This window comes from Micromonospora sp. BL4 (assembly GCF_003667505.1).
Classification (GTDB): Bacteria; Actinomycetota; Actinomycetes; order Mycobacteriales; family Micromonosporaceae; genus Micromonospora.
The window spans coordinates 95,422-109,166 of record NZ_RCVJ01000168.1 but is presented as its reverse complement, the minus strand read 5'-3'; the positions used below and the strand labels follow the sequence as shown (position 1 = coordinate 109,166).

The 13,745-nt window shown below is 73.1% G+C and carries 13 protein-coding genes; 4 read left to right on the top strand and 9 right to left on the bottom strand.

From position 1 onward, the window contains the following. Positions 1–174: 174 nt before the first annotated feature. The gene (locus EAD89_RS22915) at positions 175–1,395 is read right to left on the bottom strand and encodes an acyl-CoA dehydrogenase family protein (RefSeq protein WP_121677156.1); all 1,221 of its coding nucleotides are present in this window, start codon (positions 1,393–1,395) and stop codon (positions 175–177) included. Next, the gene (locus tag EAD89_RS22910) at positions 1,395–2,474 is read right to left on the bottom strand and encodes a phosphotransferase family protein (RefSeq protein ID WP_121656991.1); all 1,080 of its coding nucleotides are present in this window, start codon (positions 2,472–2,474) and stop codon (positions 1,395–1,397) included. Before EAD89_RS22910 ends, EAD89_RS22915 begins: the two co-directional genes overlap by 1 nt. A gap of 145 nt (positions 2,475–2,619) precedes the next feature. Here EAD89_RS22910 and EAD89_RS22905 point away from each other — a divergent pair, with 145 nt between their 5' ends. Both EAD89_RS22905 and EAD89_RS22900 read left to right on the top strand, forming a co-directional pair. Then, a complete protein-coding gene (locus tag EAD89_RS22905; RefSeq protein ID WP_121677166.1) occupies positions 2,620–3,324 on the top strand; it encodes an amino acid-binding protein in 705 nt (234 codons plus the stop codon). Positions 3,325–3,416: 92 nt separating this feature from the next. Beyond that, positions 3,417–4,478 (top strand): GNAT family N-acetyltransferase, encoded by a 1,062-nt coding sequence (locus tag EAD89_RS22900; RefSeq protein WP_121677155.1) that lies wholly within the window; start codon positions 3,417–3,419, stop codon positions 4,476–4,478. Between the two features lie 15 nt (positions 4,479–4,493). Here the strand turns inward: EAD89_RS22900 and EAD89_RS22895 are convergent, their stop codons facing one another. The 3 genes from EAD89_RS22895 to EAD89_RS22885 all read right to left on the bottom strand — a co-directional run bounded on the left by EAD89_RS22895 (position 4,494) and on the right by EAD89_RS22885 (position 7,340). Beyond that, positions 4,494–4,892, bottom strand: a complete 399-nt coding sequence (locus tag EAD89_RS22895; protein WP_121677154.1) for a VOC family protein — start codon at positions 4,890–4,892, stop codon at positions 4,494–4,496. Between the two features lie 90 nt (positions 4,893–4,982). Continuing rightward, on the bottom strand, positions 4,983–6,548 hold the full coding sequence (locus EAD89_RS22890; protein WP_121656987.1) for an aldehyde dehydrogenase family protein: 1,566 nt from the start codon (positions 6,546–6,548) through the stop codon (positions 4,983–4,985). 234 nt (positions 6,549–6,782) lie between these two features. After that, entirely contained in the window at positions 6,783–7,340 is a 558-nt protein-coding gene (locus EAD89_RS22885) for an isochorismatase family protein (protein WP_233578948.1), read from the bottom strand. 211 nt (positions 7,341–7,551) lie between these two features. Here EAD89_RS22885 and EAD89_RS22880 point away from each other — a divergent pair, with 211 nt between their 5' ends. Next, on the top strand, positions 7,552–10,248 hold the full coding sequence (locus tag EAD89_RS22880; protein ID WP_233578941.1) for a glycoside hydrolase family 9 protein: 2,697 nt from the start codon (positions 7,552–7,554) through the stop codon (positions 10,246–10,248). 60 nt (positions 10,249–10,308) lie between these two features. Here the strand turns inward: EAD89_RS22880 and EAD89_RS22875 are convergent, their stop codons facing one another. Then, positions 10,309–11,283, bottom strand: a complete 975-nt coding sequence (locus tag EAD89_RS22875; RefSeq protein WP_121677153.1) for a hypothetical protein — start codon at positions 11,281–11,283, stop codon at positions 10,309–10,311. A 138-nt stretch (positions 11,284–11,421) separates the two neighbouring features. Here EAD89_RS22875 and EAD89_RS22870 point away from each other — a divergent pair, with 138 nt between their 5' ends. After that, the gene (locus tag EAD89_RS22870; RefSeq protein ID WP_199733595.1) at positions 11,422–11,949 is read left to right on the top strand and encodes a DUF488 family protein; all 528 of its coding nucleotides are present in this window, start codon (positions 11,422–11,424) and stop codon (positions 11,947–11,949) included. Between the two features lie 24 nt (positions 11,950–11,973). Here the strand turns inward: EAD89_RS22870 and EAD89_RS22865 are convergent, their stop codons facing one another. The 3 genes from EAD89_RS22865 to bioB are packed head-to-tail and all read right to left on the bottom strand — an operon-like array spanning position 11,974 to position 13,680. Continuing rightward, a complete protein-coding gene (locus tag EAD89_RS22865; RefSeq protein ID WP_121677151.1) occupies positions 11,974–12,480 on the bottom strand; it encodes a GNAT family N-acetyltransferase in 507 nt (168 codons plus the stop codon). Between the two features lie 4 nt (positions 12,481–12,484). Then, positions 12,485–12,679, bottom strand: a complete 195-nt coding sequence (locus EAD89_RS22860; RefSeq protein ID WP_121677164.1) for a hypothetical protein — start codon at positions 12,677–12,679, stop codon at positions 12,485–12,487. Between the two features lie 5 nt (positions 12,680–12,684). Next, positions 12,685–13,680: a biotin synthase BioB gene (bioB, locus tag EAD89_RS22855; protein ID WP_074318140.1), complete on the bottom strand. Its 996-nt coding sequence runs from the start codon at positions 13,678–13,680 to the stop codon at positions 12,685–12,687. Positions 13,681–13,745 lie beyond the last annotated feature (65 nt).

Below are 13,745 nucleotides of genomic sequence, written 5' to 3'. Positions count from 1 at the left end.
CCCCCGGCCCGGCTCGCGGTTGATCATGAGGTTAGCGGGAACAATTCGGGCATACTGCATCGCTAACCTCATGATCAACAGGTTTTGCGTGCAAGATCGCGCGGTCCTGGTTGTCGTGGTGTCGGGAGTGCCCTTGGGCACTACGTCCTGCGTCGAGCGCGAGGGGTGCGTGGGTCAGGCAGGGGTGGGGGTCCAGCGGCGGAGTTCGCGCTTGGCCAGGGAGGAGCGGTGGACCTCATCGGGGCCGTCGGCGAGGCGCAGGGTGCGGGTCTGCGCCCACAGGGCGGCCAGCGGCGTGTCCTGGCTGACGCCGGCCCCGCCGTACCCCTGGATGGCCTTGTCGATCACCCATTCCGCCATCGCCGGGGTGCCGATCTTGATGGCCTGGATCTCGGTGTGCGCGCCCTTGTTGCCGACGGTGTCCATCAGCCAGGCCGTCTTGAGCACCAGCAGGCGGGACTGTTCGATGCGCACCCGCGACTCGGCGATCCACTCCCGCACCACGCCCTGCTCCGCGAGGGGACGGCCGAACGCGATCCGCTCGTTGGCCCGGCGGCACAGCAGCTCCAACGCCCGCTCGGCCATTCCGATCAGCCGCATGCAGTGGTGGATCCGGCCGGGGCCCAGCCGGGCCTGGGCGATGGCGAAGCCGGTGCCCTCGGCGCCGATCAGATTTTCCGCCGGCACCCGGACGTCGGTGAAGTCGATCTCGGCGTGCCCGCCGTGCGAACCGTCGGTGTAGCCGAAGACGGTCATGCCCCGGCGCACGGTCACGCCCGGGGTGTCCCGGGGGACCAGGACCATGCTCTGCTGGCGGTGCCGGTCGGCGCCGGGGTCGGTCTTGCCCATCACGATGAAGATCTCGCACCGCGGGTCCATCGCACCGGACGACCACCACTTGCGACCGTTGATGACGTACTCGTCGCCGTCCCGGACGATCCGGGTGGCGATGTTGGTGGCGTCGGAGGACGCGACGTCCGGCTCGGTCATGCAGAACGCGGAGCGGATCTCGCCCTCCAGCAGCGGCATCAGCCAGCGCTCCCGCTGCGCCTGCGAGCCGAACTCGGCCAGCAGCTCCATGTTGCCGGTGTCCGGCGCCGCGCAGTTGACGGCCTCCGGCGCCAGGTGCGGGCTGCGCCCGGTCAGCTCGGCGAGCGGAGCGTACTGGAGGTTGGTCAGGCCCGCGCCGTAGCGCGGGTCGGGCAGGAAGAGGTTCCACAGGCCGCGCTTGCGGGCCTCCGCCTTCAGCTCGGCCAGCACCGGGGTACGCGACCACGGGTCGCCGGCGGCCACCTGCTCGGCGTGCACCGCCTCGGCCGGATAGACGTGGTCGGTCAGGAACCGGGTCAGCTCGTCGCGCAGCTCCTCGGTCCGGGCGTCGTACGAGAAGTCCATCACCGCTCCCTGGCGGCGGTCAGCCCGTGCGCGACCAGCGGTGCCACCATCTCGCCGATCCGGTCGAAGCCCTCGCCGAGCGTCTGCCCGAGCGTGTGGCGGTAGTGGATGCCCTCGCAGATGACCGCGAGCTTGAAACAGCCGAGCGCCACGTGCCAGTGCAGCGGCCCGACGTCGACGTCGCTGCGCCCGGCGTACCGGTCGATCAGCTCGGTGCCCGTGGGGAAGCCGGCGCGCGGGCCGAGGCCGTCGGCCACCGGGTTGCCGGCGGCCGTCTCGCTGCCGCCGAGCACGTCCCAGTACGTCAGCAGCAGCCCCAGGTCGGCGAGGGGGTCACCGAGGGTGGCCATCTCCCAGTCCAGCACCGCGTGCACGGCCACCGGGTCGGCCGAGGCGAGGAGGTTGTCCAAGCGGTAGTCGCCGTGCACGACGCGGCCGGCGTTCGCGCCCTCCGGCGCGGTGGCGGCGAGCAGGTCGCGCAGTTCGTCGATGCCGGGCAGGGGGCGGCTGCGGGAGCGGTCGAGCTGCCCGGCCCACCGGCGGACCTGCCGGGCCAGGTAGCCCTCGGGACGGCCGAAGTCGCCCAGCCCGACCGCGGCCGGCTCGACGGTGTGCAGTGCCGCGAGAGTGTCCATCATCGCCATGGCCAGCGCGCGGCGTCGCTCGTCGCCCAGCGGGTCGGTCTGCGCGCGGGTGCGGAACACCTCGCCGGGCATCCGTTCCATCAGGTAGAACGGCGCGCCGATGACCTCGGGCTCGGTGCAGAGCAGCAGGGCGCCCGGCACCGGCACCTCGGTCGGCGCCAGCGCCGAGATGACCCGGAACTCGCGGGCCATGTCGTGCGCGGTCGCCAGCACGTGCCCGAGCGGCGGCCGGCGCAGCACGACCTCCCGGTCGCCGAGGTGCAGCAGGTAGGTGAGGTTGGACTTGCCGCCCGCGATCAGCTGGGCCCGCAGCGGCCCGGTGGCCAGGTCGGGGCGGTGTTCCGCCAGGTAGCCGGCGAGCCGGTCCAGGTCCAGACCGGCGGGGGACGCCGGAAGGGCCCCCGGCCGGAGCGCATCGACGGCCGGATCGGTCATTCGACTAGTTGATGGCAGCCCGCTCACGTTGTCAAGGTCAGATTTTCCCCTCGGGACATGCCTCTGCAACAGGGACGAAATGGCCAACGCCCAGGCTGTGACCAGCCTGCCGGCGGTCGCCGGCCCGCCGAGCGGAGGGACAGACATGTTGCTGCGAGTTCGGGTCACCCTGCCGGACCGTCCGGGCACCCTCGGCCAGGTCGCCCGTACGTTGGGCGTGTCCGGCGCGGACATCGTCCAGGTGGTCGTCCTGGAGCGGCTCGGCGGGCGCGCGGTGGACGACTTCACGGTGGTCTGGCCGGGCGCGGCCCGGGTGGAGCGGCTGCTGGCCGGCCTCGCGGCGATCCCGGGCGTACGGGTCGACGGCGTGTGGCGGGCGATCGGCGCGCCCACCACCACCGGTCAGGACGCGGAGCTGCTGGCCCAGGTCGCGGCGAACCCGGCCGACGGGCTGGCCACGCTGGTCGACGCGGTACCCGGGCTGCTGGCGGCGGACTGGGCCGTCGCCGCCGTGGTGCCGGTGGACTGGGCATCGCGCGCCGGGGGCACCGGTGCGGCGACCGTCGGGCACGCCAGCTGGCGGGCCCCCGTACCGCTGCGGTTGCCGGAGGTGACCCCGCTGCGCGGCCGGTCGATGACCACCCCCGACGGCACCCACCACGCGATCGCGCCGTTCGGCCGGGCCGGCCTGGTGCTGGTGGTGGCCCGCGAGCAGAGCGACACCCTCTCGGCCGCCGCGTTCCACAGCACCGAGGTGGACCGGCTCACCCAGCTCGTCCGGGCCAGCGCGGTGATTCTCGGGGACCGGCTGGACCTGGTCGGCGCCCCCCCGGTGGTCGCCGGCCCCTGAGCGGCGGCCGGAGGAGTTCCCGGGCCGTCACCGGCGAGCAACCGGGCGGCAACAGCCGGGGACGAGGCTCGTAGCGGGGAAGGGAGCCAACCATGACGTTGTGGCGGATCCGAGCGACCGTGGACGACCGGCCGGGTTACCTGTCGGTCCTCACGGCGAGCCTCGCGCTGCGGGGGGTCAACATCCTCACCGTGCAGGTGCAGCCCACCGAGCGGGGCGCGGTGGACGACTTCCTCGTCGACGCGCCGGACGCGCTCGACGAGACCGAGCTGATCGCCGCCGTCGAGCGGGGTCGGGGCCGGGACTGCTGGGTGGCGCGCAGCGAGGCGCGTGGCCTGGCCGACCAGCCCACCCGGGTGCTCGCTCTGGCCAACCGGCTGGTGCGCGACCCGGACGCGACGGGCGAGGCGCTGTCCACCCTGCTCGGCGCCGACTCGGTCCGCTGGCGGCCCGCGTCGACCAGCGTCGACCGAGGAATCATCGGCGCCAGCATGCTGCTGGCGGACCCGGCGGGCGGCTCGTTCGCGCTGCGCCGGGCCGCGCCCGCCTTCACCCCGGCGGAGTACGCGCGGGCGCAGGCCCTGGTCGAGCTGGCCGCCACCGTGGCGCGCCGAGCGGCCGAACAGGTCACCCTGGTGCTGCCCGACGACGCCGAGCTGGCCGTCCGACCGGCCTGCGCGGACGACCTGTCCGCGGTGCTGGACCTGCACGAGGGGTGCTCGCCGGGCAGCCGGCAGCGGCGCTACCTGAGCGGGGCGGCGCTGCCGCGGCAGGCCCGGTTGCGCCGGCTCCTGGAGCCGAGCCGTGGGCTGACTCTTATCGCCACGGCCACCGACGACGACGGCGCGGAGTCGGTGGTCGCGATGGCGAACCTGCTGGGTGAGGGCGACGAGGCAGAGGTGGCGCTGCTGGTGCGGGACGACTGGCAGCGGCGCGGGCTCGGCTCGGCGTTGCTGCGCCGACTGGCCCGGCACGCCGACCGGGCGGGGTACGCGGCGCTGGTGCTGCACGTCCAGGCGGAGAACACCCCGATGCTGCGTACCCTGCGCCGGCTGAACCGGCCCAGCTCGGCTGAGCGCGACGGCACCCTGCTGAGCCTCACCGTCCCGCTGACGGCCCAGCGGACCAGCACCCTCTCGACGCCTGGCGGATAGGAAGGGGAGGGTGCGTCAACGCGTTGGGGGTTCGCGGTGGCCGGACACGCAGAACCGGTTGCCCTCGGGGTCGGCGAGCACCACGTACGGCGGTTCGGTCGGGTGCGGGTCGGTGGGGTAGTGCCGCCAGTCCACCCGCTGGGCTCCGAGGGCGAGCAGCCGGTCGAGTTCCTCGTCGAGGGTGCGCTCGCCGGCGTCCAGGTCCAGGTGGAGCCGGGGGAACTCCTGCACCGGGCTCTCGCTGAGGTCCATCGCGATGGCCGTGCCCGGCGTTCCGGGCGGCGGCTCCAGCACGATCCAGTCGTCGCCCTCGAACCGGGGCGCCCGCCGGCGGTAGCCGAGGGCGGCGGCCCAGAACGTCGCCGCCCGCTCGGCGTCGGACACGCCCAGCGAGAGCTGCTCAATGATCGCCATCTCTCGACCGTACGCCGGCAGGTCCGGTGTGGAGAGGGGCCCCCTGCCCGGCGTCGGGCGTCGACAAGGGGCCCCTCCGCACCCGCTAGATCAGGTGGTGGGGTAGCTGCTGTAGTCGGGGAAGTTGCCGTAGAGCCGGCTGTCGCCGCCGACCGTGACCGCCTGCACCAGCAGGTCACCGCCGACGAACGCGCCCTTCCAGGAGGCGCCCCGCCCGCCGAACGGCTCGTCGCGGTCGCCTCGTGAGCGTGGCTTGTTGATGCCCACCTTGAACGCCTGGAGGTCGACCGCGAGCTTGCCGGCCTCGTCGGTGTCGTCGCAGGCCAGCGACGCGACCAGCGCGCCGTTGGAGGCGTTCATGGCGGCCAGCAACTCGTCGGTGGTGTCCACCACGACGATCGTGTCGACCGGCCCGAACGGCTCGGCGTGCATCAGCCGGGACCGGCCGGGCGGAGCGAGCAGCACGGACGGCGCCACGTACGCCGAGGTGTCCTGCCCGGGCAGGAACGGCGCGCCGGTCAGCTTGCCCCGGTGCAGCGGCACCGCGCCGCCGCGGACCGCCTCGTCGACCTTGCGGTGCAGCTCCTCGGCCTTGGCGGCGCTGATCAGCGGCCCGAAGTCAAGCTCGGGCAGCGGGTCGCCGGCCCGCCAGGTCTCCTCGACGGCGAGAGGATGCCCGAAGCGAACCGAGCGGACCACCGGCAGGTACATGTCGAGGAACTCGTCCACCAGGTCACGCTGCACGACGAACCGGGGGTACGCGGTGCAGCGCTGCTTGCCGTACTCGAAGCCCTTCTTGAGGTGCGCGGCGAGCAGGTCCCACTGCGAGAAGTTCCAGATGCCCCAGGCGTTGAGGCCCTCCTGCTCGATGAAGTGCCGCTTGTCGCTGTCGAGCAGCGCGGCGGCCACCTTGCCCCCGTTGGAGCGCCCGCCGACGAACGCCACCGCGCCGATCTCCGGTGCCCGGACCAGCACCTCGGACAGCTCCTCGCCGCCGCCGGAGACCAGGGTGGCGGGCAGCCCGGCCCGGCGCATCAGCGCGTGCGCGACGGTCAGGCAGACCGCGCCGCCCTGCGACGGGGTCTTGGCGATGACCGCGTTGCCGGCCAGCAGTTGGACCAGCTCGGCGTGCACGAGGACGCTCATCGGGTAGTTCCACGACGCGATGTTGCTGACCGGGCCGGGCAGCGGCTCGCGGCCCTCGGCGAGCATCCGGTCGATCTCGGCGGCGTACCAGCGGACGCCGTCCAGCGCCCGGTCCACATCGGCGCAGGCCAGCCGCCACGGCTTGCCGATCTCCCAGACCAGCAGCAGCGCGAGCAGGTCGCGGTGGGCGGTGAGCGCGTCCAGCGCCTCGATGACCCGCGCCTTGCGGTCGGCGAGCGGAGTCTGGGCCCAGGCCCGGTGCGCGCTCGCGGCATGTGCGACGGCGGCGCGGGCGGTGTCGGCGTCGAGTCGGGGAAGGTTGATCACGACGGTGTTGTCCACCGGGGTGCGGGACGGCGCGGGGCGGCCGACCGCCCGCCAGTCGCCCTCGACCAGGTTGTGCAGCGTGGTGACGCCGTCGACCTCGGCGCCGAACGCCTCGGGGGTGGCGGCCACCGCGCGGGCGAGTACGTCGGACCACGCGGTGCCTTCGGCGAGTCGTAGTGCCATCGCGTTCTCCTCAGGTTTGACCGGGGAGCGGCGGCGTCGATGGCACCGCTGGTGATCGGTACTGTCCCGCGCCGGGTAGCGGGTCAGCAACAGTACGTTTGTCTGGCTGGCGGTGGTCGTGCCCGAACGAGCCGGCATCCAATGCGGAGGCACGCCGTCCCAGCTGGGGGAATGCCGACAGGTACATCAGTGATCATCGATGATGTGACCTAGCTCCGGGCGTCGTCGACCGGGTTACCCGTCAGTACGGATCAACGCCCGGAGCGGATCAACCCGCCAGCGCGGCCACCACGTCGGCCGTGGTGCAGACCGTGCCAGTCGCCGGAAGACGTAGTCCACCGCGAAGTCGTGCGCGTACGCGTCGAGGCCGCTCATGGCGTCCTGTGGCAGCACCACCCGGTAACCGGTCTCGTCGCCGATCCGGGCGGTCTGCTCCACCCCGAAATTCGTGGCCAGACCGGCCACCACCAGGGTGTCGACACCCCGCTCGCGCAGCGCCGCGTCCAGGCCGGTGTCCTGGAACGCGCCCCAGGTGTGCTTGACGATCTCCAGGTCCCCCGGTTTCGGCGCGACCTCCGGCACCAGCTCGCTGCCGGCCGGCTGTGCGTCGACGCCCGGCCGTTCGGCCCGGACCACCACGACCAGCGCGCCGCCGGCCCGCGCGGCGTCGGCGAGCGTCACGCACCGGGCCACGACCTCCGCGCCGGAGTGCGGGGCGACAGGCTGGGCGACGATCCGCCGCTGGAGGTCGATCAGGACGATGGCGGTACGGGCGGGTTCCAGGGCATCCACGCGGCGACCGTAGCAACGACGGCGACCGGCCACTGTCGACGCCTGGGCGCTTCCCAAGCAGTCCGACGAGCATTACATTGTCGATTATCCATGGGAGCGCTTCCATGGTGGCCACCTCTGATCACACCGCCACCCGTCGCCGGTGGTCGTGCCGCCCGACGCCGTCCCGCGCCGGTGCGACGGCCGGCGCCGCCTCCGACAGGAGACCGCCATGCGCCACCACACCCGGCCGGTCCCCGGCCGCTACCGGCCCCCGGTCACCGATCAACCGTGGCCGCGCCGACTGCTGGCCGCCGACCAGTCCTGGCCGCGCCGGCTGCTGGCCACCACCGACCAACCCTGGCCGCGGCGGCTGCTGGCCACCACCGATCAGCCCTGGCCGCGCCGGCTGCTGGCCGCCGGCGTCGCCCTGCTCATCGGGCTCGCCCTGGCGGTCGCCGCCCCGCCGTCCGGGCCCGCCTCCGCCGCGCCGGCGGCCTTCAACTACGCCGAGGCGTTGCAGAAGTCGCTGCTCTTCTACGAGGCGCAGCAGTCCGGCCGGCTGCCCGACTGGAACCGCGTCTCCTGGCGCGGCGACAGCGCGCTCACCGACGGCGCCGACGCGGGCCTGGACCTCACCGGCGGCTGGTACGACGCCGGCGACCACGTCAAATTCGGCTTCCCGATGGCGTTCAGCGCCACCATGCTCGCCTGGGGCGCGGTCGAGTACCGCAGCGGCTACACCGCCTCCGGGCAGTTGCCGCACCTGCTCAACAACCTGCGCTTCGTCAACGACTACTTCATCAGGGCGCACCCGTCGGCCAACGTCCTGTACGGACAGGTCGGCAAGGGCGACGACGACCACAAGTGGTGGGGCCCGGCCGAGGTGCTACCGATGGCGCGGCCCGCGTACAAGATCGATGCGAGCTGTGGCGGCGCGGACCTGGCGGGGGAGACGGCGGCCGCGATGGCCGCCTCCTCGATGGTGTTCCGGCCCACCGACGCGGCCTACGCCGACCGGTTGCTCGGGCACGCCCGGCAGCTCTACACGTTCGCCGACACGGTGCGGAAGTCCTACCACGAGTGCATCACCGACGCGACCAGCTTCTACCGCTCCTGGAGCGGCTGGCAGGACGAGCTGGTCTGGGCCGCGATCTGGCTGCACCGGGCCACCGGCGAGGCCAGCTACCTGGCCAAGGCCGAGAGCGAGTACGACAAGCTGGGCACCGAGAACCAGTCCACCACCCGCTCCTACAAGTGGACCATCGCCTGGGACAACAAGCAGTTCGGCGCGTACGTGCTGCTGGCCAACCTGACCGGCAAGCAGAAGTACGTCGACGACGCCAACCGCTGGCTGGACTACTGGACCGTCGGAGTGGACGGACAGCGCGTGCCGTACTCGCCCGGCGGGATGGCGGTGCTCGACTCCTGGGGCGCCCTGCGCTACGCCGCCAACACCTCCTTCGCCGCGCTGGTCTACAGCGACAGGACCACCGATACGACGCGTAAGGCGCGCTACCACGACTTCGCCGTCCGGCAGATCAACTACGCGCTCGGCGACAACCCGCGCAACTCCAGCTACGTCATCGGCTTCGGCGCCAACGCACCGCGGAACCCGCACCACCGCACCGCGCACGGCTCCTGGTGGGACAGCCAGACCGTGCCCGTCGAGACCCGGCACACCCTCTACGGCGCGCTGGTCGGCGGGCCGTCCGCGGCCAACGACGCGTACACCGACAGTCGGTCGGACTACGTGATGAACGAGGTGGCCACCGACTACAACGCCGGCTTCACCTCCGCGCTGGTCCGGCTCACCTCCGAGTACGGCGGCACACCGCTGGCCAACTTCCCGGTCGCCGAGACGCCGGACCTCGACGAGCTGACCGTGGAGACCACGGTGATGCAGGCCGAGCCGAGGGCCACCGGGCTCAAGGTGATGATCTACAACAAGTCGGCGTTCCCGGCCCGCGCGCTGACCGACGGCCGGTTCCGGTACTACTTCCGGCCCGACGGCACCGGCGGAGTGCAGGTCACCGCCGGCTACACCCAGGGCTGCCCGTCCCCGACCACGGCGCGGCAGCTCAGCGGCGACATCTGGTACGTCGAGGTGGACTGCACCGGGCACACCATCGCCCCGGCCGGCCAGTCGCAACACCGGATGGAGGTCCAGTTCAAGATCGGAGTGCCGGAGGGCGGCACCTGGGACCCGACCAACGACCCGTCGTACCAGGCGACCGCCGGGCCGAACCGGAAGGTGCCGCTCTACTCCGGCGCCACCCGCGTCTGGGGCGACGAACCGGGGCCGGTCGTGCCGGACACCACCGCGCCCAGCCCGCCCGGCACCCCGGTCGCCTCGGCGGTCACCGCCACCGGGCTCACCCTGAGCTGGGCGGCGTCGACCGACAACGTCGGCGTCACCGGGTACCGGGTCCACCGGGAGGCCGGCGCCACCGACCCCCTCGTCGGTTCGTCGACCGGCGCCACGCTGGCGGTGTCCGGGCTGACCGCCTCGACGGCGTACCAGTTCTACGTGGTGGCCGTGGACGCGGCCGGCAACACCTCCGCGGCGTCCGCGCCGGTCACGGTGACCACCGCGCCCCCGCCGGTCACCGGCGCCTGCACGGTGGGGTACGCCACCAACGACTGGAGCACCGGCTTCACCGCCGCCGTGACGATCACGAACACCGGTACCACCGCGATCAACGGGTGGACGCTGCGGTTCAGCTTCCCCGGCGGGCAGACCGTCAGCCAGGGCTGGTCGGCGACGGTCACGCAGGCCGGCACGGCGGTGACCGCGACCGGCCTCTCCTACAACGGCACCCTGGCGCCGGGGGCGTCAGTGAGCTTCGGTTTCAACGGCACGCACACCGGCAGCAACCCGCGACCGACGGCCTTCACCGTGAACGGGGTCGCCTGCGCCCTCGGCTGACGCCCGCCGCGTCGAGATCTTGGACAGTTACCGTTCGCGCGGAACGGTAACTGTCCAAGATCAGCCGCGCGGAACCGCGCTCCGGGGCGGTGCCGGGGTCCAGCCGGCTGCCATGAGGGCGCGGCGGATCGCCTCGGCCACCTCGTCGGGACGGGCGCGGACCAGCCACGCCGGAAACCGCAGGATCCGGTCGCCGCTGGTCCAGACATCGTTCTGCCGGCGCATGTCGGCCGCCCACTGCCGGACGTCCATGTGGTGCGCGCCGTCGATCTCCGCCTGCACCCGCCACTCCCGCCAGTACGCGTCCAGCCAGCGGATCCGGCCCGCCGCGTCGACCCGGTGTTCCTGCAGGGTCGGAACGGGCAGCCGGTGCCGGCGGCAGAGCCGCACGAAGTCGATCTCGGAGAGCGCCTGCGCGCCGCCCGCGATGTCGCTGACCGTCTGCCGGATCAGCCGACGGCGGGGCGCCCGGGGCAGGACGTCGAGCACCTCGCCCAGCTCCTCGGGCAGCACCCGCCGCTGCTGACAGCCGGCCGCCAGCAGCGACTGTGCCTCGTCCACGCCGTTCGCCCAGCCCGCCGCGTCCACCAGCGCCCGCGCCGTCGTGGTGCGCGGCGGCCGGGCCCGCTGGACGTGCGCCGGCGGCAGGATCGACGCCCGGTGCACCCGGACCGCGGGCATGTCGATCGGCAGCCGTCGCAGGGTCGTCCGCGCGGCCCGGCGGGCGGCCGGCACCAGCACGTGCAAAGGATCTCGCCGCAGTCCGCGTACCCCGGCCTCGGTGGCGGCGGTGACACCGGCCAGCACCGCACCCGGACCGACGGTCAGCACCGCCACCCAGAGCTGCTGGTCGCGGGTGAGTCGACCGTTGCCGGTGAGGACGATCCCCCGGCAGATCGACCGCCAGCGACCGGAGCGGATCCGGCCGCGCACCACGCCCTCGCTCAACAGCCCGGTGGCCTGCGCGGTGGTGAGGACGCCCGACTGCTCGAAAGCGAGCCAGTCGAGCTCGGCGGCGTCGTCGGCGGGCAGCATTCCCGGGAGTCTGGCCGCCGCGCGACCATCCTGCGACCAGATCTTGGACAGTTACCGTTCGGGCGGAACGGTAACTGTCCAAGATCTGGAGCCGCGCGGCGAGGGATAACCCGGCGGGATTCGGGGCAAGCCAGCGTGGTGCGGGAATTGCTGACCGTCGGGCACGGGACAGCCGACCGGGTGCGGCTGGGGGAGTTGCTGACCGGGGCCGGCGTGGCCCTGGTGGTGGACGTGCGGCGGTACCCCGCCAGCCGCACCAACCCGGACGTCCGGCGGGAGGAACTTGAGCGGTGGCTGCCCGAGTACGGGATCGACTACCGCTGGGAGCCGCGGCTCGGTGGCCGCCGGCACGTCCCGGCCGGCGAGCCGGAGCCGGACACCTGGTGGACGGTCGCGGCATTCCGGGCGTACGCCGCGTACACCCGCACGTCCGAGTTCGACGCGGCGCTGACCGAGGTGCTGGCCGACGCGGCCCGGCGGACCACCGCGGTCATGTGCAGCGAGAGCCTCTGGTGGCGCTGCCACCGCCGGCTCGTCGCCGACGCCGCGGTGCTGGGTCGCGGCACGCCCGTCGCGCACCTGATGCCGGACGGACGGCTCAGCCCGCACCGCGCGGCCGAGGGCGCCCGCCGGCTCCCCGACGGTCACCTGTGCTGGGACGGTTGAGGCGTCCGGCCGACGCGGGACGGCTCAGTCCACGAGGTCGTCGGCGAGCAGGTCCATCAACAGGCCGTCGTGCCAGCGGCCGTCCGCGCCGCGCTCATAGCGGCGCAGCACCCCCACCGGCCGGAAACCAACCTTGGCGTACGCGCGGATGGCGGCGCTGTTCGCCGCGGCCGGGTCGATGGTGAACCGGTGGTGGCCGTACTCCTCGATGAGGTGCCGGGCCAGGGTGCGGATGGCGTCCACGCCGAGCCCGGCGCCGCGTACCGCCGGGTCGAGGAAGATGTCCAGGCTGGCGTGCCGGTAGTCCGGGTCCGGCTCGGTGTAGAACTGGATCGCGCCGATCACGCGGCCGTCGTGCTCGATGGCGTACAGGGTCAGCTCGTCGTCGGCCAGGTCGGCGCGAACGGACTCGGCCAGGTCGTCGCCGCCCCGCCACCACCGGCGTACCTCCGGATGGGCCCGGATCGCCGCGAGGGCCGGCACGTCCGCGACCATCGCCGGTCGCAGGGTCACCGCCCGCCCTCGCAGCATCGGCTCAGCCCCGGATCTCGCCGTGCTCGACGCAGACCGCCGACCAGCCGACCGGCAGCACCTGCACCTTCATCCGACGGCGGCAGCGGTGGCAGTACCGGGGCGGCTCCAGCTCGCGGGCCGACGCGCAGCCCGGGTGGGCGGTGCCGGCCGGCGCCGGGTCACCGCACCGGTCGCACCACAACTCCGTCGTCGTCATGGCCGTCACAGCGTGGCGGAGAGGGCCTTGACCGGCATCTTCAGCTCGTCCAGCAGGTCCAGGTCGGCGGTCGCCGGCCGGCCCAGCGTGGTCAGGTAGTTGCCGACGATCACCGCGTTGATGCCGCCGAGCAGACCATCGCGGGTGCCCAGGTCACCGAGGGTGATCTCCCGGCCGCCCGCGTACCGCAGGATGGTGCGCGGCATCGCCAGCCGGAACGCGGCGATGGCCCGCAGCGCGTCCTTGCCCTCCACCACCGGACGGTCACCCAGCGGGGTGCCGGGCCGGGGGTTGAGGAAGTTCAGCGGCACCTCGTGCGGGTTCAGCTCGGCGAGCTGCGCGGCGAACTCCGCCCGCTGCTCGACGGTCTCGCCGAGGCCGAGGATGCCGCCGCAGCACACCTCCATGCCGGAGTCGCGGACCATCCGCAGCGTCTCCCAGCGCTCCTCCCAGGAGTGCGTGGTGACCACGTTGGGGAAGTACGACCGGCAGGTCTCCAGGTTGTGGTTGTAGCGGTGCACGCCCATGTCGACCAGGTCGTCGACCTGCTCCTGCGAGAGCATGCCCAGCGACGCGGCGACCTGGATGTCGACCTCGGCCTTGATGGCGGCGACGCCCTCACGCATCTGCTTCATCAGCCGGGCGTCCGGGCCACGGACGGCGGCCACGATGCAGAACTCGGTGGCCCCGGTCTTCGCGGTCTGCTTCGCCGCCTCGACCAGGGACGGGATGTCCAGCCAGACCGAGCGCACCGGGGACGTGAACAGGCCGGACTGCGAGCAGAAGTGGCAGTCCTCCGGGCAACCGCCCGTCTTCAGCGAGACGATCCCCTCGACCTCGACCTCCGGACCACACCACCGCATCCGCACGTCGTGCGCGAGCTGGAGGGCGGCGGGCAGGTGCTCGTCGGGCAGGTTCAGCACGGCGAGGACGCCGGCCTCATCGAGGCCGACACCGTCACCCAGGACCTGCGTCCGGGCCTGGTCGAGGATCTCTGGCATGGCTCGTACCCTACAAGGCCTCCCGATCAGCGGGAACGGGCCGCCGTCCGGTGGAGCGGGGCGGC